Here is a 19,549-nt window from a genome sequence, read left to right on the forward strand (position 1 = left end):
TAGTCCGTAGACTTTTAATTTTTCGTCTCGTAAGTGCCCACACAGATTGTCTGTTTCTTCTTTTTAAAGAGCTGACAGCTTATTAATTAACTTCACAATTTCTTGTTTTAGTTTGCTGTCTCAAGGGCTGCGTATACTACGCTACACTTTTTCATTCGTCAAGATCTTTTTTTAAAATTTTTGACCTTGCTCACTAACATCGGTTTTGTCTGCTTATCGCTGACGCCGTGTCAGTGGATGCGCATTATAGGGCGTTAAAAAAAACGTGCAAGTGATTATTGCAATATTTCTTACTGTTTGTCTTTTTTTTACGCAGAATGAGCTAAAAACAACCTAAAATTGACATTTTGTAGTAATTTTTGCTTTGGAGCATTTAATCTGTTGGTAATATTTTCTACTATATAAAGTGACCAAATTGGGTAATTTCAGCAAAATTTACTCAATGCTTTTTACTTTTGCACGTCCAACTATAATCTTACCTTTTTATAAACAACCCTATTTATTCTTAATGACGGTCTTCATTATTGCTAGCATGTCCCCAATTTTTGAATATTTTATTAGAATGGCAGTCGAAAGCGATGTGAGTCATCATATAATTGGTATACTTTTATTTTGATTTGCTATTAACTCTCTTTATTGCTTTTCTCTTATACTCCATTATTCGCGATCGCTTAATTAACAATTTGCCAAACTTCTTTTATAAAAGATTTGCTACTTATATTGTTTTTAATTGGCGTCAATACTTTTATCGACACTGATTAGTGGTTTTGACATCCACTTTTATCGGTATTGTTTCTTATATATATTGGGATGGATTTACCCTGATATCGGGTTATTTAGTTAATCTGTCTGGTTTTCTAAAAATGATATTCATTAGGCTCAATGCTGATTCCAATCTATCAGCTACGACAACATAGTAGGACAACATAGTAGCACATTGATTAGTCTGACTTTTATAGTGATACTTATTTTACGGTTACCGATAATTATCCCCAAAATATCAAATCAGTGTGCAATACTGGCGTTTTGTAATAATTATTACCGCCACTATTTTGCCATTTTCGGATACTGTTTTTACTTAAATCAAATAGACAACATAGTTGTCATTTTAATTAGTGCAGCATTTTTAGGTTTAATGTTTACGCCACTTATAATCAAAAAAACAACAGCGTTTAAAATAAACGCTGTTGTTTTGTTATGCTTCTGCTTTAATCTTTTGCGGTAAATCCGCTAAACTATCAATTAACCAATCAGCCTGAGCTAAAGCTTCTTCGGTTATTACATCACCGGTTTTAACTAATACGGTTTTTTTAACCCCTGCTCGTTTACCGGATAATAAATCAGAAACTCGGTCACCAACCATATAGGAATTTGCAATATCTATATTTAGCTCTTTAGCGGCAGTTTGGATCATGCCTGGACTTGGTTTACGACATTCACAATCATCAACTAACGGATCATGTGGACAATAATAAATACCATCTAAATCAACACCACGGTCTTGTAGTGACCAATCCATCCATTCAGTTAACGTATTGAATTGTTCATCAGTAAATATATTTCTGGCAATACCTGATTGGTTAGTGGTGATAACAAGTAAAAAACCCATCTTTTTGAGCTCTTGCATCGCTTCAATAACACCATCAATAAAGTGAAACTTATCAATCGTGTGCACATAATTATAATCTATATTAATGGTACCATCTCGATCTAAAAATATAGCTGGTTTCATATTTAATTATCTTCCTTTTATAGGCGTATCTATCTTACTTTATATAGGATATTATTGATTGACTTAGATGTCTAGACGTCTTAATATTTAACTATTCATATTTTTTAGTTTATATCATGATAAAACTCGAACACATCTCAAAAACTTTTGAGCACAATAACACCACGATTCATGCTTTAAAGGACATCTCATTATATGTTCCTAAAGGTAAAATTTATGGTGTTATCGGCAAGTCAGGGGCTGGTAAAAGTACATTAATACGCTGTGTAAACCTGTTAGAAAATCCAACCAGTGGAAAAATATTTTTTGATAACCAAGAGATCACTCATCTCTCTAATCGAAAATTGATTGAAGTGCGTCGCAAGATCAGCATGATCTTTCAGCATTTTAATTTATTATCGTCAAGAACAGTATTTGATAACATCGCTTTTCCACTTGAATTAAATAAAACCCCTAAAGCGGTAATTAAACAAAAGGTAAAAGCGCTTATTGAGCTGGTTGGTTTAAGTGATAAGGCTGATGTCTACCCAGCTAATTTATCTGGCGGACAAAAACAGCGTGTTGCCATTGCCAGAGCGTTAGCCAGTGATCCGAAAGTATTATTATGTGATGAAGCCACCAGCGCACTTGATCCGGAAACAACGCGCTCTATTTTGGCATTATTAAAAGATATCAATCAAAAATTGGGGTTAACCATTTTATTAATCACGCATGAAATGGATGTAGTTAAACAGATATGTGACCAAGTGGCAGTAATTAGTAACGGCGAATTAGTTGAGCAATCTTCAGTCGGTGAAATGTTTTCACATGCAAAAACCGATATTGCAAGACAATTTATTCAATCAACCTTACACCTTACTATTCCTGATGACTATTTGGTAAGACTTACCCCCGAACATAAAGAAGGCCTCAATCCACTGGTTCGTTTGGAATTTTCCGGCGTATCGGTTGATTTACCTTTATTGTCGCAAATAGCAAAAGAATTCCAAGTTGATAGTAATATTATTAGTGCTCAGATGGATTATGCCGGTGGTGTTAAGTTTGGTTTAATGTTAACAGAAATGAAAGGAACACAGAAAAGTACAGCAGCTGCAATTGCGTTTTTAGAAAATAATAATACCAAAGTTGAGGTTTTAGGCTATGTTTGATTTTATTCCTTCATTTAAACCATTTGAATCACTATTTCGCTATTTAGCTCAACATGGCTTCTGGGCAGATTTTGTTGCTTTTTGTTCTTCATTTAATGGCTTTAACGAAGCAATGCTATTTAAAATGGCTCAAGCGACGGATGAAACTATATATATGGTCATCTTATCTGGTTTTTGGGGTACTGTAATCGGATTACCCATCGGTATATTGCTTTATACTACCCGAAAAGGGCAAATATTAGATTCTTATATAGCAAATAGTCTTATTTCATTTATAACCAATGTTTTCCGTTCTATACCTTTTATTATATTAATTGTATGGATTATTCCTTTTACAACAATTTTAATGGGAACATTTATAGGTAAACAAGCGGCTATTGTTCCACTAAGTATAGGTGTTTCGCCATTGATTGCTCGAATGATTGAAAATGCTTTACTTGATGTACCCAAAGGATTAATTGAAGCCTCTCGTTCTATGGGCGCAACACCATTACAAATAGTCTATAAAGTTTTATTGCCTGAAGCATTACCGGTGATTGTAAATAGTATGACCATTACACTCATTACATTAACAGGCTATATTGCTATGGCCGGAGCTGTCGGAGCTGGAGGATTAGGTCAACTTGCTATTCAATATGGTTATAACGGTTATAAACCTGCTATAATGAATACCGTTTTGATTATCTTAATTATGATTGTCTTTATAATACAATTTATTGGCAATAATATTGTTAAACGCGTTACCCATCATTAATTTTGGAGAAAATTTATGTCTATAAAAAAATTGGCACTGATCACTACATTGGCAAGTGCATTTTTCCTAACTGGTTGTGATAATAACAAAACGACTGTAGCTGAGAATAAACCTGAAGAACCCGCGAAAGTAACTACGCTTAAAGTTGGTGTAATTTCAGGTCCAGAACAAGAAGTGGCAGAGGTTGTTAAACAACAAGCTAAAGATCTCTATAATCTTGATGTTGAACTTGTCATTTTTAATGATTATGTTACGCCAAACCAAGCATTAAATGATGGATTAATTGATGTCAACGCTTTTCAACATAAACCTTATCTAGATGAACAAATCAAAGAAAGAGGCTATAAATTATCTGTTGTTGGTAACTCATTTGTTTATCCGATTGCCAGTTATTCACACAAGTTAAAACCAATTGATGAAAGCAGTGAAACAGGCGAAGGGGTAAAAGTGACTTCACCTCGTGGCGAAACATTCTTTATTCCTGCCAAATCAACAATTGCTATCCCTAATGATCCTACCAATTTAGGTCGAGCATTACTTTTATTACAACATGAAGGTTTAATTACTGTTGATAAAGAAAAAGGCTTATTACCAACTGTACTTGATATTACTAGCAACCCATATGAGTATAAAATTGTAGAACTTGAAGCGCCAATGCTTCCTCGTTCACTTGATGATGCACAAATCGATCTTGCTATTATTAATAATGCATTTGCTGGACAAGCAAATTTAACACCAAGTAAAGACGGTGTTTTTGTTGAAGATAAAGAGTCTCCATATGTTAACATCATCGTATCGCGTGAAGCTGATAAAGATAATGAAAACGTGAAAAACTTTGTTAAAGCTTACCAAACTGATGCCGTAGCACAAAAAGCTGACCAAATTTTCAATGGTGGCGCCATTCGTGGTTGGTAATACAATACTAACAAACTAAAATTTACCCCATTCCGTCGACACTGGTCGACGGAAACCCTTAAAATAATTAACTAATGAATCAATAATGACATATCAATTTGAACCAATTGCTGTCATCCGCTCACCTTACCGAGAAAAATTTGCTGTGCCACGACAAGCCAATTTGGTCAAGGCTGCCCAAGGTGAATTACATTTACTTGCACCCTATAACGATCCACTTAGTGTCAAAGGGTTAGAACAGTTTTCTCACTTATGGCTTCTGTTTCATTTCCATCATATTGACCCCAGCAAAAAGCGATTAACGGTACGTCCGCCACGTTTAGGTGGAAATAAAAGTTTAGGCGTATTTGCGACAAGATCCCCATTTAGACCTAATAATATTGGTCTTTCAGTTGTCGAATTGCTTGATATCGTTATTAAAAAAAATCAGGTGATTTTGACCGTAAGCGGATTAGATCTGGTAGATGGCACCCCAATAATTGATATAAAACCCTACTTACCTTATTGTGACAGCCTTCCTGATGCAAAAGCGGGCTACGCGCAAATGATTCCTGAACAGAAGCTTAAGGTTTCATTCTCAACCGAAGCTAGCTTATTTTTGCAATCCCAACAACAAGACTATCCACAACTAACCGAACTTATTGAACAAGTCATATCTCAAGATCCTAGGCCAGCCTATAAACAAAAAAATAGCCATGAACAAACCTATGCTATCTCATTATATGATTTTAATATTAAATGGAAGGTAGCCGGTTGCTTAGCTAGCATTGAAGAGATACAAATTGTTAGTCGCTAAAATTTATTTATTTAAATAATAAAATTTGACAATAATCTGTTTTTTCATTAGATTTTTTATTTGTAAAGAAAATTTACAAAATAGCTACGCGAAACCGATAATTTTAGTTGGTAAAAAGTTATGATTCTGTTAAATTGGATGTGGGTTTAATTCCCTATATTTCACTTAGCCACTAAAGTTTTAATAGTTTTAGTGGCATTTTTATTTAGCTCAATGATAATTAAGATGTCTCTTATTTCGCAATTGTGCAATATCTATCGCATCAAACAGATAATGTTTGCCACAATAATCACAATGAATATCGATCTTGCCACCCTCTTCATTTAAGATCTCATCAATTTCGCTGGCCGGTAACGTCATTAAACTATCTTCACAACGTTGTCGTGAACAGCCACATTTAAAGATAATTTGATGCGTTTCAAACAGACGAACTTCTTCTTGATTATAAAGACGATACAAAATTTCATCCGTAGGGAGTTGAAATAACTCATCGCCGGTGATAGTTTCGGTTAAAGCACTTAAGTGCTCAAATGAGGCTTGAATATTCTCATTTGCCGGTAATACTTGTAATAAAATACCTGCTGCCATAGGTTTGTTATTATGAACCCCTGTTTTGACAAATAAACGGGTTGGCAGTTGTTCAGATTGCATAAAGTAATTTTCTATACAACCAATTAAAGTCTCTTTTTCAAGACCAACAATACCTTGATAACGCTCGCCTTTTTTAGGTGTTATGGTAATAACAATATAACCGTTGCCAACCATCTGTTTAAGTGTGGCATCATCGGCAATTTCACCATTTACACGCGCGACTCCACGTAATTCTTGTTGGTTATTACCATTGACAACCGCTAACGTCAATGGACCATCGCCTTGTAACTGTACAGCAATATCACCATCAAATTTCAACGTCGCGGTTAATAAGCTAGTTGCGACTAATAATTCACCTAATAAGTTCTGAACCGCAATAGGATAATTATGGTTTTCTAAAATAGATTGGTATGTTTTTTCAAGTCGGGTAATTTCTCCGCGAACGGGATGATTATCAAATAAAAACCGATTTAAGGTATCCATATTAATTGCCTTGTTGTCTATCATATTTAAATTTAATTAGTGTACGCCGCTCTTTTTTATCAGGACGTCGATCCGGATGCGGCATGGTTAGTGCATTAAGTTTTCGTGCCTGAGCAATATTTTCACGCTTGGTGATACTTTCTAGGGTCTCTTGATAAAGGTATTCCGCTTCTCTTGCCGTTCGACGCTGATCACTAATGGCTAAAACGCGAATTGTCTTTTGTTCATTGCCTTGTCGCAGTGTTATCATTGCGCCAACTTCAACAATCTTGCTTGGCTTTGCTCGTTGACCATTATAATGGACTTTCCCACCATCAATCATATCGCGAGCAATAGAACGCGTTTTATAAAACCTTGCAGCCCATAACCATTTATCTAATCTTACTAGATACATCGTTTCCTCATTTAAAACTTAATACATTCTATAACTGATATAAGGATAGATTTATTAAAATCAATGTAATGAATGAATAGATTAATCATCGTCATTAGTCAACAAAGTTCTTAATAACCTAAATGGTACAATTTTAACATGTAAATCAGTGTGACAATTTACCGATTGGAAAAAAATTAGATTAATTTTGCATTGATTAACGCATTAAGTTGTTTTTCAAGATTCAATTAAACCATCTTTGGCATAAAATGGCAGCAATTGGCGATAATTGTCTGCTTGATAACCCAAATAGTTTAATGGTGTCACGCTTTTCTACTAGTCATGGGCAATTCGGCCTGTCATTAAATGAAATTTAATTAGTGAGTTATAAAAATGCTATTCATAGACCAAAAAACAGAGTGGAGAATTGACTGCTATTAAGTTAATCATCCACGATAGTAATTTGATTAACTTGATGAAGCTAGCATAAATTTAACTATCAAAGCCAATAATCAATTGAGCTGCATTAATCACGATTTGTTTATCAGTGGTTAGCCATCAATTACCAATTCATAACACATCAAATTAACCAACGGATGATTTATTTTGCCAATTGAAATAAAATACAACTTAGTTTTGATAATTACGACTTACTATTTTGATAGCCTAACTGATTTGTAAAGCAAAATAGCTGATAGCAGTTAACAACCAAAAAATCGAAATGGACAAGATTAAACAAGATGTTAGTCGCTTCATAAATAAGCGATATAGTGATAGATGATGGGTGTGAATTGTTATTACCCCCTGATTTTGAATAAAAGCACTCTTCATTTTGATATAAATAATTTGTTGTTAAGCCAATTTTAACGTTAATATATAATCAAAACTAATTGTGACATCAGAATAACAAACTCTCTAAATTATTCCTCATTCGTTGACTAGAGTGAACATGTGTTATTCTTTTTTATTGACTATATAAATAGGAAAAAATCGAGATGAAACAGATCCCAATGACGGTGAAGGGAGCCGAATTATTACGTGCAGAACTTGAAGAACTTAAAAATGTCAAAAGACCTCAAATTACTGCCGCCATTGCTGAAGCTAGAGCTCACGGCGATTTAAAAGAAAACGCCGAATACCACGCAGCCAGAGAACAACAAGGTTTTTGTGAAGGTCGTATTCAAGAAATTGAAGGCAAATTATCTCAAGCGCAAATTATTGATATTACTAAAGTCAAAAATACCGGACGCATTATCTTTGGCGCAACCGTAACCGTAATCAATATCGATACCGATGAAGAAACAACTTATCGCATTGTTGGTGATGATGAAGCGGATTATAAGCAAAATTTAATTTCGGTTAATTCACCTATCGCTCGTGGACTTATTGGTAAGGAAGATGGTGATACCGTGCAAATTAAAACGCCAGGCGGTGATGTTGAATTTGATATTGTTAAAGTTGAATATATCTAATATAACTCATGACTAAAACAGGGCAATTGCCCTGTTTTATTTTGGTAAAGTAATTTTTTTCTCGTCACTCGGTCTAAATATGGTAAAAATAGATCCGACTTGTTGAACGGCTAACGCTTTTGTTTCACGAATGATAGCTTCACAAATTAGCTTTTTGGTCTCGCGATCTTCAGCAGATATTTTAACTTTAATTAATTCATGGAAATTTAAGGCATTTTCAATTTCAGCTAAAACGCCTTCGGTAAATCCATTAGCCCCAATCATCACTATCGGTTTTAAATGATGAGCTTCACTTTTTAAATACTGTTTTTGTTTATTTGATAAATTCATTAATTTTTTATCACATTAAGTTGTAATTTTGCTATTCTACCCTTATATATAATTGTAATCAATTGAAGTGACCTCAATACACTAAGGATTTATTCGCTGTGAGTAACAAAAAACGCTCAGCAAGCTCTACTCGTTGGCTAAATGAACATTTTAAAGATCGTTTTGTGCAACAGGCACAGAAAAAAGGCCTACGTTCTCGAGCATGGTTTAAATTAGAAGAGATACAAAAAAGTGACAAACTATTCAAACCGGGAATTACTGTCGTCGATCTCGGGGCAGCACCGGGCGGATGGTCACAATATGTTGCATCACTCATTGGCAATAAAGGACGAATTATTGCTTGTGACCTATTACCAATGGATCCCATTGTTGGCGTAGATTTCTTGCAAGGTGATTTTCGGGATGAAGCCGTATTAAATGCCTTACTTGAACGCGTTGGCGAAGAAAAAGTACAAGTCGTCATGTCTGACATGGCTCCCAATATGAGTGGGCAACCTGCCGTTGACATACCAAGAGCAATGTATTTAGTTGAACTTGCATTGGATATGTGTAAAGACGTTCTTGCACCTAATGGGAGTTTTATCGTCAAAGTATTTCAAGGCGAAGGCTTTGAAGAGTATCTAAAAACAGTAAGATCACTGTTTAAAACGGTCAAAATTCGCAAGCCTGAAGCTTCACGAGCAAGGTCTCGAGAAGTATATATAGTCGCAATGGGGATGAAGTAGCCAGCCGGACAATTTTGTAGTACCATACTTGGTTAATTTTAGTCGTAACTATTAATTTTATGAGAGGTTTTTCTTTTGAACGACATGGTAAAGAATTTACTGATCTGGGGTGTTATCGCGGTTGTATTGATTGCTGTATTTAACCAATTCAGCACGCTATCCAATAGCGGACCTCAAGTCGATTACACCAAATTTAATTCGGATGTAACGAGCGGTAAGCTTAAAGAAGTGCATATTAACGGCCGCGAAATTGTTGCCACAACGAAAGGTAATGGTAATTATGTTACTTACATACCTTATCTGGATGAAAAGCTAGTTGATAATTTGGTGCTTAATGATATAGCTGTATATGGTAGCCCAGATGAAAAACCAAGCTTATTAGTTAGCATTCTAATTTCTTGGTTCCCGATTATCTTACTACTTGGTTTTTGGTTCTTTGTCATGCGCCAAATGCAAGGTGGTGGTAAAGGTGGTCCAATGTCAGTGGGCAAAAGTAAAGCCAAAATGCTAACCCCAGACCAAGTTAAGACTAAATTTACCGATGTAGCCGGCAGTGAAGAAGCGAAACAAGAAGTTACCGAAGTTGTCGATTTTTTACGTGATCCAGGTAAATACCAAAAATTAGGTGGTCGTATTCCAAAAGGAATTTTAATGGTAGGGCCTCCAGGTACCGGTAAAACATTACTAGCTAAAGCTATTGCCGGTGAAGCGAATGTACCTTTCTTTAGCATTTCAGGTTCTGACTTTGTTGAAATGTTTGTTGGTGTGGGTGCCTCTCGTGTCCGTGACCTATTCGAACAAGCTCGTAAACATTCACCATGTATCATCTTTATTGACGAGATTGATGCCGTTGGCCGTAAACGTGGGGCAGGCTCAATGGGTGGTCATGACGAACGAGAACAAACTCTTAACCAAATGTTAGTGGAAATGGATGGTTTTGAAGCTAATAGTGGTATCATCATTATTGCCGCAACCAACCGTGTGGATATCTTAGATCCAGCCCTACTTCGCCCTGGTCGTTTTGACCGTCAAGTTCAAATTGGCTTACCTGATATGAAAGGCCGTGAACAAATCTTAGCTGTTCATGTGCGCAAAGTGCCACTTGGTACTGATGTCAACCTATCCGTTCTTGCTCGTGGTACACCGGGCTATTCTGGTGCTGAGCTGGCAAACTTAGTAAATGAAGCCGCACTATTTGCCGCACGTCGTAATAAGCGTGTTGTCACAATGGACGAATTTGAAGAAGCCAAAGATAAGATCAACATGGGAACAGAACGACGTTCGCTAACCATGACTCAAGAACAACTTATTTCAACTGCTTATCATGAAGCTGGGCATGCAATTGTTGGTTATTTGATGCCAGATCACGATCCAATCCATAAAGTCACTATCATCCCACGTGGCCGAGCATTAGGGGTTACCTTCTTCTTACCTGAGGGTGATCGTGTTAGTGAAAGCCGTGAAAAATTAGAAGGGGATATTGCCACACTATATGGTGGACGTCTTGCCGAAGAGCTTATTTATGGTGTTGATAAAATATCGACTGGCGCATCCAACGATATCAAAGTAGCCACCCAATATGCCAGAGCGATGGTCACGCAATGGGGCTTTTCAGATCGTTTAGGTCCACTATTTTATGAGATGGATGATAATGCCTCTTATGGTCGACCGAAAGATATTTCTGATGAAACTGCCCGAATCATTGATGAAGAAGTGAAAAAAATTATCGATCGTAACTTTGAACGTGCACGCAAAATCTTAACTGACAATATGGACGTACTTCATGCCATGAAAGATGCATTAATGAAATACGAAACCATCGGCGCCAAACAAGTTGCTGATTTAATTGCTCGTAGACCAATTAGCGCACCAGATGATTGGACAGAAAGTGATGAACAAGCAGCCAAAGAGATTCCAAATGAGGGAACTGAGATACCACCTCAAGCAGAAGATTAATGATGACTAAATCTTAAACGCGCTACGGCGCGTTTTTTATCATCAAAAATCAATTAATTTACAAAAGAAGATCAAACAGCAACGGCAATACGTCATCATCTCAATAGCGTACTTAGCAAGAACAATATAGATAAAATAAGGCCTAAAATCATGGAAATTCGTTTTCAAAATTACGTAATGGATCTCTCATTTCCGCAAGTAATGGGAATTGTTAATATGACCCCAGATTCTTTTTCAGACGGCGGTAATTACAACAATCTTGATGATGCAATGCGCCGGGTTGATCATATGATTCAAGCCGGGGCAACCTTTATTGATGTAGGTGGGGAATCAACTCGCCCCGGCGCTGCAGAAGTATCAACTAGCGAAGAGCTTGACCGAGTAATTCCGTTAGTCGAAAAAATTGCTCGCTACTTTGATGTCTGGATTTCAGTTGATACGTCAAAACCGGAAGTTATCACTGAATCAGCCAAAGCCGGAGCACATTTGATTAATGATATCCGTGCATTAACTTTACCGGGTGCATTAGAAGCAGCACAACAAACTGAATTACCGGTATGTATTATGCATATGCAAGGTGATCCAAAAACCATGCAAAATGCTCCCCACTATCAGCAAGATATCTATCAAGAAGTCGATTCATTTTTTGCTGAACATATCCAACGATGTGTGGCAGCCGGTATTGCTCGTGAAAAAATCATCCTTGACCCAGGTTTTGGCTTTGGTAAGACTTTAGCCCACAACTATCGTCTATTGGCTACACTGGAAAAATTTCATCACTTCAATTTGCCTATTTTGGTTGGCATGTCAAGAAAATCGATGGTCGGACAAGTGCTAAATGTACCCCCAAAAGAGCGTGTCCTTGGTAGCGTCTCTTGTGCGGTTATTGCTGCAATTAAAGGTGCACAAATTATCCGTGTTCATGATGTCAAAGAAACGTTTGATGCCATGCGAATAGTCCAAGCAACATTAGCAGAGCAAGGTTAATTTTTGGCGGGATTAACGCGATTTTTTACTATCATTAAATCAATAAGTTAGCCGTTAAAGATTATCTAAAAACGGCTAAATATTTGATTGATTCAACTACTCAGAAGAAATTAGGTTTAAAAATAGTTTTATTATTCTAATGTTGCAATATACTCCTCTAAGTGTGATTTAATTACAGTTACATGAGGACCATAAATCACTTGAACACCTTGTCCATTAATAATTACGCCTTTTGCTCCGGTTGATTTTAAGATTTCTTTATCCACCAATTGATTATCATGTACCGAAATTCTTAATCTTGTTGCGCAACAATCAACATAAGTAATGTTTTCTTTACCGCCTAATCCTTCTAAGATAACACTTGAGAGATCGCTGTTATTTTTATTTTTCTTGGCATTTTCAACATCTTTTCTAGTATATAATTTGGTTTCTTCACTATCATCTTCTCGACCAGGAGTTTTAAAATTGAATTTTTTGATCAAGAATCTAAAGGTGAAGTAATAGATTGGGAATAATGGAAGACCAATGAGAATAACATTAATCCAATGCGTTTTACTATTTCCTTGTAAAACACCAAATAATACGAAATCAATTAAACTACCAGAGAAGGTTTGTCCCACGCCAACATCAAAAATGTGACACAACATGAAAGATAAACCAGCATAAATACAATGAATAACATAAAGTAAAGGACCCGCAAAGAGGAAAGAAAACTCAATAGGTTCAGTGATCCCTGTCAAAATAGCGGTTAAGGTTGCTGAAACAAGAAGGCCTAACACCATTTTACGATTTTGTGGTTTAGCGGTATGGTAAATAGCTAATGCTGCACCCGGAATACCAAATAAATAAAATGGAAACTTACCAGCCATAAAGCGAGTTGCTTCAACTGAAAATTCGGTAGTATTTGGACTAGCGAGTTGAGCAAAGAAAATATTTTGCGCACCAGCAACAAGGGTGCCATCAATCATTGCTGTACCACCAACCCCAGTTTGCCAGAATGGCATATAAAATACATGATGCAAACCAAATGGAATTAAAGCACGTTCAATAAATCCATAAATAAAGGTACCGGCATAACCTGATTCATTAACTAAGCGGCCTAATAATAAAATTCCATGTTGGATTGATGGCCAAATATAAAACATGACAATACCGACAAATAAATAGACGAACGCGGTAATAATAGGCACAAAACGAGATCCACCAAAGAACGATAATATAGCTGGTAATTCAATTCGATAATAACGGTTATGTAAAGCTGCTACGCCTAACCCGACTATAACCCCACCAAAAACGCCCATTTGCAGCGTCTGAATGCCAACCGCATCACCTAAAGATCCGTCTGGCAGTGCACCTTCTTTCAACAGTCCTTTTAACTCTAATAGTGCATGAATAGTTGAATGCATAATAAAGAAGCCAACAGCACCAGATATTGCAGCAACTTCTTTTTCTTGTTTGGCCATTCCCATCGCAACGCCAATAGCGAACAAAATAGGAAGATTAGAAAATACAACACTACCAGCATTTTTCATTATGGTTAAAAATGCATGAAGCAGGGTTCCTTCACCTAAAAAGCCCTGTAACCCATAAGAGACAATAGTTGTTTCATTAGTAAATGAAGCTCCTATGCCCAACATTAATCCAGCCACAGGAAGGAGAGCAATGGGTAACATAAAAGATCGTCCAACCCGTTGCAATACACTAAAAAAAGTACTTTTCATTGTAGTTAATCCTATTTTTTTTATTAAAAGACAACGTGAACAACTTAAATAATTCACAAAATTAATTTTATATGTAAAGTGATTTAAATTAAAGAGATCTAGTTCACATAATTTTAATAAAAAATTAATTTTTAACGCTCTATTACCGGGTTATATGGTGAAAAATGAATTATAAATTATCTTGTTTGAAATATTTTGTGAATTAAGACCTTTATCACATTATCGCAATAAAGGCCTTATAAACTAGGATAGGTTTCGTAACTCATTGATGGTCTGCTTATAAGGTTTATCTTTATTAAACAATCCAGCAGTTCCAAGTATGAAATATTCAACGTAAGGGGATAATTGTTCGATGATATTAGGGCTTATCGCGCCATCAATAGCGATAGTCGTATTTAGATTTCTATCTTTAATCATAGAATTTAAGCGCTTAATTCTATCAATAGAATTAGTGATAAAAGGTTGTCCAGCAAATCCTGGATTAACTGACATTATCAAAACAACATCAATGAGATCTAAAACATCTTCTAATACTACTAATGGCGTACCGGGATTAATGGCAACACCAACCTTTTTACCTGTTGATTTAATTTGATTTAGTGTGCGATGTACATGCACTAACGTTTCCACGTGCACATAAATAATATCACAGCCAAGTTGGGCAAATTTTTCAATGTATGGTGTTGGATTGGTTACCATCAAATGCACATCGTAAGGAATTTTGCTTAATTTGCTTACCGCTTTAATATCTTCTATACCTAATGCGAAATTAGGCACAAAATTACCATCCATCACATCAATGTGAAACATATCGACGCCAGCCTCCTCTAATGAGTTTAGTTCGGCCTCCAACTTAGAAAAGTCAACGCACATAAGCGAAGGACAAAATTTACTCATGAAACTCTCCTTTTTGTATAGCATCGATTTGATCTATTCTAGTTTGATGACGTCCACCTTCGAATTTTGCCATTAACCACTGATCAACAATCATTTTAGCTAATTCACTACCTACCACACGAGAACCAAAAGCAAGAATATTGGTATTATTATGTTCACGAGATAATTTTGCCGAATAGGGGTCACTACAAACAACGGCTCTTATTCCTTGGCATTTATTGGCCGCAATCGAAATACCAATACCGGTTCCACATATTAAGATGCCTAAATCAGCCTCCTTGGAATTAATGGCTTTTGCCACTCGGTTAGCATAAATCGGATAATCGGTTCTTTCTGTTGATGGTGCACCAAGATCAATCACGGTAATATTTTTATTTTCCAAATATTCAATGATATCTTTCTTCAAAATATATCCTACATGATCATAACCAATCGCAATTTTCATATATTTCCTCTCTGCTGACTAAAAATAAGGCGATTTACTTCACTTTTTATGATATTAACGTTAATTTATTTTTTTGTAAAGTTTACCAAAAATAAAAAATTTGCTTTTTACCATGTGCTTAAATTGAAATTGGGTTAAAATTACCCTTCAAAAATGTTACGGAGTAAAAATGTGAAACAGCTAAATGATCCTGAAAGTTCTAATGCGTTAGCAATTGGAGCAATGATTCGTATTTCACTTTCAAGTTTGAGTAATACCGAACAACGAATTATTGAATGGATGATGACTAAAGGTAATTTAAAGCCAAGAACCAGTATTAAAGAGGTGGCCGAAGCATTATCTGTTTCAGAACCATTGCTAGTAAAAGTTTCCAAAAAGTTAGGCTATTCAGGTTTTAGAGAAATTCGAAGTGCATTGCTTTCCTATTTTGATGCCTTGCCTTTTGATAAAGAGCAAGAACTGTCAGAAAAAGATAATGTCGAAGATATTATTGAGAAAGTGTTTAATAACTCTGTGCAAGCATTAAAAGAAGCTCAATCTATTGTTGATGCTAAAATTATTTCCAAAGCTGCACAATGGATTTTCCATGCTAATCGGATCGTTATTCTTGGTGTAGGTGGTTCAGCAATTGTTGGTGAAGATTTTGAGCATAAATTATTGAGAATAGGAATTCACAGCCATACTTATAGTGATAATCATTTGATGGTGATGGTAGCGAGCCAATTAAAAGAAAACGATGTGGTTATTGCTATCTCTCAATCAGGAAACACCGCAGAAATATGTAATGCAATATTGGTTGCCAAAAAGAATCAGGCGAAGATTATTTGTATTACCAATAATCACCAATCAGAATTGGCTGAAATTTCTGACTTATCTATCTTTAGCCCAGCCAAAAATGGACCGTTACTCGGTCAAAATGCTGCCGCTCGAATTATCCAACTCACTTTGTTAGATACACTATTTATCGCAATTGTGGTTTTGGATCATGAAAAATCCAAAGTCCATTTGGAGCGGAGTATTGATGTCGTCAAACCATTACATAAAAAAACGCTATCTAATGAATGAGATAATTTTTAAATAATTAAATATGAAAATCTTGTTAATCTCCTCTTTCCTCAATCTTTTTAGTTGTGATTCGCCTGCATAAAAATATTGAGGAATTTACACTGTCGCAATTGCTAATCATCGACTATTTTTTATAAATAATTAAACGCTAACCAGCAAGATAAGTTGACGCAAACTAAGGTGAATCCGACTATTTCTAATAATTAAAATAGATAGTCGCCTGTCGGATTTTATCACTTTAGAAAGCCAGCATACTTTTCTGTAAAAAATATTGCGAAGCTATATCGTCGCAATTGCTAATCATCGACTATTATTTAAAAATAATTAAACGCTAACCAGCAAGATAAGTTGACGCAAACTAAGGTGAATCCGACTATTTCTAATAATTAAAATAGATAGTCGCCTGTCGGATTTTATCACTTTAGAAATCTAGCATACTTTTCTGTAAAAAATATTGCCAAGTCTATATCGTCACAATTGCTAATCATCGACTATTATTTAAAAATAATTAAACGCTAACCAGCAAGATAAGTTGGCGCACAGCAACGCCAATCCGACTATTTCTAATAATTAAAATAGATAGTCGCCTATCAGATTTTATCTCTTTAGAAAGCCAGCATACTTTCTGTAAAAAATATTGTGAGGCTATATTGTTGCGCTTTTTGATAACAAATGTACTGCAATTAAAAATACTAAAGCCGCACAGTACGACTTTAGTGGTGTTTTAATAAAGATGATAAAATTTTATTCAATAAAGATCGCGATAAATATAAACAGGCCGATATAGTTATTATTCATAAAGGCTTTAAAACAATTGGTTCTATCTCTGTCTTTGATTAACCATTGTTGATAGATAAACAGCAATAAAGCGATGATTAAACCAATATAATAAAATTGATGAAAATGGTTGTTTATGCCGATGAATGCTAAACAAATTAAAGTTAACGTTTGCAATACCCCAATAATAAACTTGTCATAACGACCAAATAGGATGGCTGTAGATTTTATACCAATTTTCAAATCATCATTGCGATCAACCATAGCATATTCGGTGTCGTAAGCGATTGTCCAACAAATATTAGCCAAACAGAGTAACCAACAAGTTAAAGGAAATTGTGCGATCGTGGCGGCATACGCCATCGGTATTCCCCAACTGAAGGCGATACCTAAGGTCACTTGTGGTAAATGGGTATAACGTTTCATAAATGGGTAGACCATTGCGGTAATTAAGGCAAATCCAGCAATTAACCACGTTAATTTATCTAAAGTAAGCAATAAACCCAGTGCAATTACTAGTAACACAAATAAGGTGTATAAGGCATTTTTTTCGCTCAATGCACCACGAGCGAGAGGACGATTTTTAGTGCGTTCGACTTTTCCATCAAAATGCCGGTCAGCATAATCATTAATCACACAACCCGCAGAGCGCATAACAATCACGCCAAGTACAAATACGCTAACGACATGAACCGATGGCGTCGCGGTAGCAAGCCAAATCGCCCACAATGTTGGCCAAAGTAGTAATAAGCAACCAATTGGCTTGTCTAAGCGCATCAACTGTAAATAAGCTAACATAATAGGTAGTCATTATCCTGAATCATAATAGATGGATTATACCTGTTCCCCTAAAAGCTGCAATCCGCTGCGTTCACTGAGCATATTGCATTATCAAATAAACGAACGATCAATTTGCTCTGCAATAAAGTTTATAGCATTGGCAAATAGTTTTCGGCAACTATGGCCAATGCTTGGTAAAACGGGCTGATTTGGTTTTGTTTTAGACTATCTAAATAAGCTGGCGCCCAAGTTAATAGATGTTCGGTCAGTAATTGTTTAGCTGCTTGAAATTGATGTTTTTCAAGCAGTAGTGCATAAGCCATTAACATTAAACCGAACTGATCTTCCGGCTCATTCATCCCGGTATTGAGCCTCAAACCTTGTTGTTGTAAGAATGCCCGGTAGCGTTCTTGTGATTCGCCCATAAGTAATTTGTCTTGATCCAAATAGACCGATCCCCATGGTGGGGCGATCATACTACCTTGACCTTCAAATAGTAGCGAGAATTGATATTCTATTTCAGGATGATCTATCTGTTTTTTTAATATTTGGCACTGTTCTGTTATTAAGGATTGATTTGGCCAATTGGTTAACTGATCGACCTGTAATAATCCTTCAAGCAATGAATTTATCTGCTCACTTTTGGGTGGATAATAAAAAAAAGCGCCTAATATTTTCGCCAAAGTGATAGATGTTAGATTATCCAAACTATTCAATCCTTTATTCATCATTGCATTAATATTGTATAAAGTATTACACCATTAGATGGTTATCATCCACAAATTATAAAAGGTAATACGTTCACAAATTTCGGCGACAAATACGCCAATAAACACCAATAGATAGAGTATTTTGGGATGGCGGCGGCACAAAATCGTTAATAAAAGTAATACCATAGCGCCAATCAACAATCTGCATTGGATAACGTTCAAGTCATGTTGATTATTCGCTAGCTCTGGGGCGATGCTAGTCATGAGTTCTAAGTAAGGTCTTTTTACTAGTAGAATCACCGAGCTACCAATAAAAAAAGCACAATAGCCAATTCGATATAGACCTAACCAAGTAACCGCAATACCGCCTAGCACTAACATTGCAGTATACATTTGTATTGCAGTATAGTGGGTATTCCAGGTTTTAATCGTTGGTAACATATAGGTTTGTACAATTGACCATACAAATAACTGGCTTAATATGACCAACATAGTGGCTAATAAATAGTTTAAACCAGGAATGCGGTTAATTTTTTGACATAGTGGTTTGATGATTTTTAATTTTGTACTATCCGGGTATAGAACAAAATGGTTAAGTATGACAAAGGCAAAAGCGATACCAAATGATAAGCAAAAGGTAAAAATTTCATTACTCATTGGTGAACGCCCTATGCCAAAAATGACATTCAATGCGCGTAATGGTTGCCCTAAATGTAAGGAGGCAACGCCCATGCCAATCATCATAAAGATGAGCGATACTGCATAGATCCTTCGCGTGATAGCTAATTTAGTTGGCGAACGAGAAACAAGATAAAATAATCCACTTAAGAGAATCATTCCTGCTGATAGTTGGCCAATTACCGTAAAAAATACCAGTGGTAGTTCCTGCATT

General features: G+C 35.8%; 20 protein-coding genes. 10 read left to right on the forward strand and 10 right to left on the reverse strand.

Features of this window, described 5'->3' with window-relative positions; genetic code table 11:
* Nucleotides 1-442: 442 nt before the first annotated feature.
* On the forward strand, nucleotides 443-616 hold the full coding sequence (locus tag DKK70_RS17730) for a DUF4184 family protein (protein WP_375335000.1): 174 nt from the start codon (nucleotides 443-445) through the stop codon (nucleotides 614-616).
* A 579-nt stretch (nucleotides 617-1,195) separates the two neighbouring features.
* Here the strand turns inward: DKK70_RS17730 and gmhB are convergent.
* Nucleotides 1,196-1,732: a D-glycero-beta-D-manno-heptose 1,7-bisphosphate 7-phosphatase gene (gene gmhB / locus DKK70_RS14310; protein WP_034884786.1), complete on the reverse strand. Its 537-nt coding sequence runs from the start codon at nucleotides 1,730-1,732 to the stop codon at nucleotides 1,196-1,198.
* 116 nt (nucleotides 1,733-1,848) lie between these two features.
* Between gmhB and metN the strand changes: the two genes are divergently transcribed.
* The 4 genes from metN (at nucleotide 1,849) to tsaA (ending at nucleotide 5,345) form a co-directional block, all read left to right on the forward strand.
* The gene (gene metN, locus DKK70_RS14315; protein WP_110424368.1) at nucleotides 1,849-2,880 is read left to right on the forward strand and encodes a methionine ABC transporter ATP-binding protein MetN; all 1,032 of its coding nucleotides are present in this window, start codon (nucleotides 1,849-1,851) and stop codon (nucleotides 2,878-2,880) included.
* Nucleotides 2,881-2,992: 112 nt separating this feature from the next.
* Complete coding sequence (locus tag DKK70_RS14320) at nucleotides 2,993-3,634, forward strand: methionine ABC transporter permease (protein ID WP_110424390.1); 642 nt, start codon at nucleotides 2,993-2,995, stop codon at nucleotides 3,632-3,634.
* A 15-nt stretch (nucleotides 3,635-3,649) separates the two neighbouring features.
* Nucleotides 3,650-4,549, forward strand: coding sequence for a methionine ABC transporter substrate-binding lipoprotein MetQ (gene metQ / locus DKK70_RS14325; RefSeq protein WP_034884566.1), 900 nt, complete (start codon nucleotides 3,650-3,652; stop codon nucleotides 4,547-4,549).
* Nucleotides 4,550-4,631: 82 nt separating this feature from the next.
* The gene (gene tsaA / locus DKK70_RS14330) at nucleotides 4,632-5,345 is read left to right on the forward strand and encodes a tRNA (N6-threonylcarbamoyladenosine(37)-N6)-methyltransferase TrmO (RefSeq protein ID WP_110434607.1); all 714 of its coding nucleotides are present in this window, start codon (nucleotides 4,632-4,634) and stop codon (nucleotides 5,343-5,345) included.
* Nucleotides 5,346-5,555: 210 nt separating this feature from the next.
* Here the strand turns inward: tsaA and hslO are convergent, their stop codons facing one another.
* Both hslO and hslR read right to left on the reverse strand, forming a co-directional pair.
* A complete protein-coding gene (gene hslO, locus DKK70_RS14335) occupies nucleotides 5,556-6,443 on the reverse strand; it encodes an Hsp33 family molecular chaperone HslO (protein ID WP_110434608.1) in 888 nt (295 codons plus the stop codon).
* Nucleotides 6,421-6,813, reverse strand: a complete 393-nt coding sequence (hslR, locus tag DKK70_RS14340; RefSeq protein WP_110434609.1) for a ribosome-associated heat shock protein Hsp15 — start codon at nucleotides 6,811-6,813, stop codon at nucleotides 6,421-6,423. The genes hslO and hslR overlap by 23 nt, the downstream gene beginning before the upstream one ends.
* Nucleotides 6,814-7,787: 974 nt before the next feature.
* On the opposite strand from hslR, the gene greA reads away from it, so the two are divergent.
* Nucleotides 7,788-8,264 (forward strand): transcription elongation factor GreA, encoded by a 477-nt coding sequence (gene greA / locus DKK70_RS14345; RefSeq protein ID WP_110424373.1) that lies wholly within the window; start codon nucleotides 7,788-7,790, stop codon nucleotides 8,262-8,264.
* 36 nt (nucleotides 8,265-8,300) lie between these two features.
* Here the strand turns inward: greA and yhbY are convergent, their stop codons facing one another.
* A complete protein-coding gene (gene yhbY, locus DKK70_RS14350) occupies nucleotides 8,301-8,594 on the reverse strand; it encodes a ribosome assembly RNA-binding protein YhbY (RefSeq protein WP_110424374.1) in 294 nt (97 codons plus the stop codon).
* A gap of 98 nt (nucleotides 8,595-8,692) precedes the next feature.
* Between yhbY and rlmE the strand changes: the two genes are divergently transcribed.
* The 3 genes from rlmE (at nucleotide 8,693) to folP (ending at nucleotide 12,262) form a co-directional block, all read left to right on the forward strand.
* Entirely contained in the window at nucleotides 8,693-9,319 is a 627-nt protein-coding gene (rlmE, locus tag DKK70_RS14355) for a 23S rRNA (uridine(2552)-2'-O)-methyltransferase RlmE (RefSeq protein WP_110424375.1), read from the forward strand.
* Between the two features lie 75 nt (nucleotides 9,320-9,394).
* Entirely contained in the window at nucleotides 9,395-11,275 is a 1,881-nt protein-coding gene (ftsH, locus tag DKK70_RS14360) for an ATP-dependent zinc metalloprotease FtsH (RefSeq protein WP_110434610.1), read from the forward strand.
* A gap of 150 nt (nucleotides 11,276-11,425) precedes the next feature.
* Nucleotides 11,426-12,262, forward strand: a complete 837-nt coding sequence (folP, locus tag DKK70_RS14365; RefSeq protein WP_110434611.1) for a dihydropteroate synthase — start codon at nucleotides 11,426-11,428, stop codon at nucleotides 12,260-12,262.
* A 131-nt stretch (nucleotides 12,263-12,393) separates the two neighbouring features.
* Here folP and DKK70_RS14370 read toward each other — a convergent pair whose 3' ends face one another.
* The 3 genes from DKK70_RS14370 to rpiB form a co-directional block, all read right to left on the reverse strand.
* A complete protein-coding gene (locus tag DKK70_RS14370) occupies nucleotides 12,394-13,983 on the reverse strand; it encodes a PTS transporter subunit EIIC (protein ID WP_110434612.1) in 1,590 nt (529 codons plus the stop codon).
* 243 nt (nucleotides 13,984-14,226) lie between these two features.
* Nucleotides 14,227-14,880 (reverse strand): ribulose-phosphate 3-epimerase, encoded by a 654-nt coding sequence (gene rpe / locus DKK70_RS14375; protein ID WP_110434613.1) that lies wholly within the window; start codon nucleotides 14,878-14,880, stop codon nucleotides 14,227-14,229.
* Nucleotides 14,873-15,325 carry a ribose 5-phosphate isomerase B gene (rpiB, locus tag DKK70_RS14380; RefSeq protein WP_110434614.1) on the reverse strand — a complete coding sequence of 151 codons (453 nt, stop codon included), beginning with the start codon at nucleotides 15,323-15,325 and terminating at the stop codon, nucleotides 14,873-14,875. The genes rpe and rpiB overlap by 8 nt, the downstream gene beginning before the upstream one ends.
* A 171-nt stretch (nucleotides 15,326-15,496) precedes the next feature.
* Here rpiB and DKK70_RS14385 point away from each other — a divergent pair, with 171 nt between their 5' ends.
* Nucleotides 15,497-16,390, forward strand: coding sequence for an SIS domain-containing protein (locus tag DKK70_RS14385; protein WP_219999829.1), 894 nt, complete (start codon nucleotides 15,497-15,499; stop codon nucleotides 16,388-16,390).
* Between the two features lie 744 nt (nucleotides 16,391-17,134).
* Here DKK70_RS14385 and ubiA read toward each other — a convergent pair.
* From ubiA to DKK70_RS14400, 3 genes are all read right to left on the reverse strand, one after another.
* The gene (gene ubiA / locus DKK70_RS14390) at nucleotides 17,135-17,965 is read right to left on the reverse strand and encodes a 4-hydroxybenzoate octaprenyltransferase (RefSeq protein WP_110434616.1); all 831 of its coding nucleotides are present in this window, start codon (nucleotides 17,963-17,965) and stop codon (nucleotides 17,135-17,137) included.
* 131 nt (nucleotides 17,966-18,096) lie between these two features.
* Nucleotides 18,097-18,678: a TorD/DmsD family molecular chaperone gene (locus DKK70_RS14395; RefSeq protein ID WP_219999830.1), complete on the reverse strand. Its 582-nt coding sequence runs from the start codon at nucleotides 18,676-18,678 to the stop codon at nucleotides 18,097-18,099.
* A 30-nt stretch (nucleotides 18,679-18,708) separates the two neighbouring features.
* On the reverse strand, nucleotides 18,709-19,548 hold the full coding sequence (locus DKK70_RS14400; RefSeq protein WP_110434617.1) for a dimethyl sulfoxide reductase anchor subunit family protein: 840 nt from the start codon (nucleotides 19,546-19,548) through the stop codon (nucleotides 18,709-18,711).
* Between the last annotated feature and the right edge of the window lies 1 nt (nucleotide 19,549).

Source organism: Gilliamella apicola, assembly GCF_003202655.1.
Taxonomy (GTDB): domain Bacteria; phylum Pseudomonadota; class Gammaproteobacteria; order Enterobacterales; family Orbaceae; genus Gilliamella; species Gilliamella apicola_R.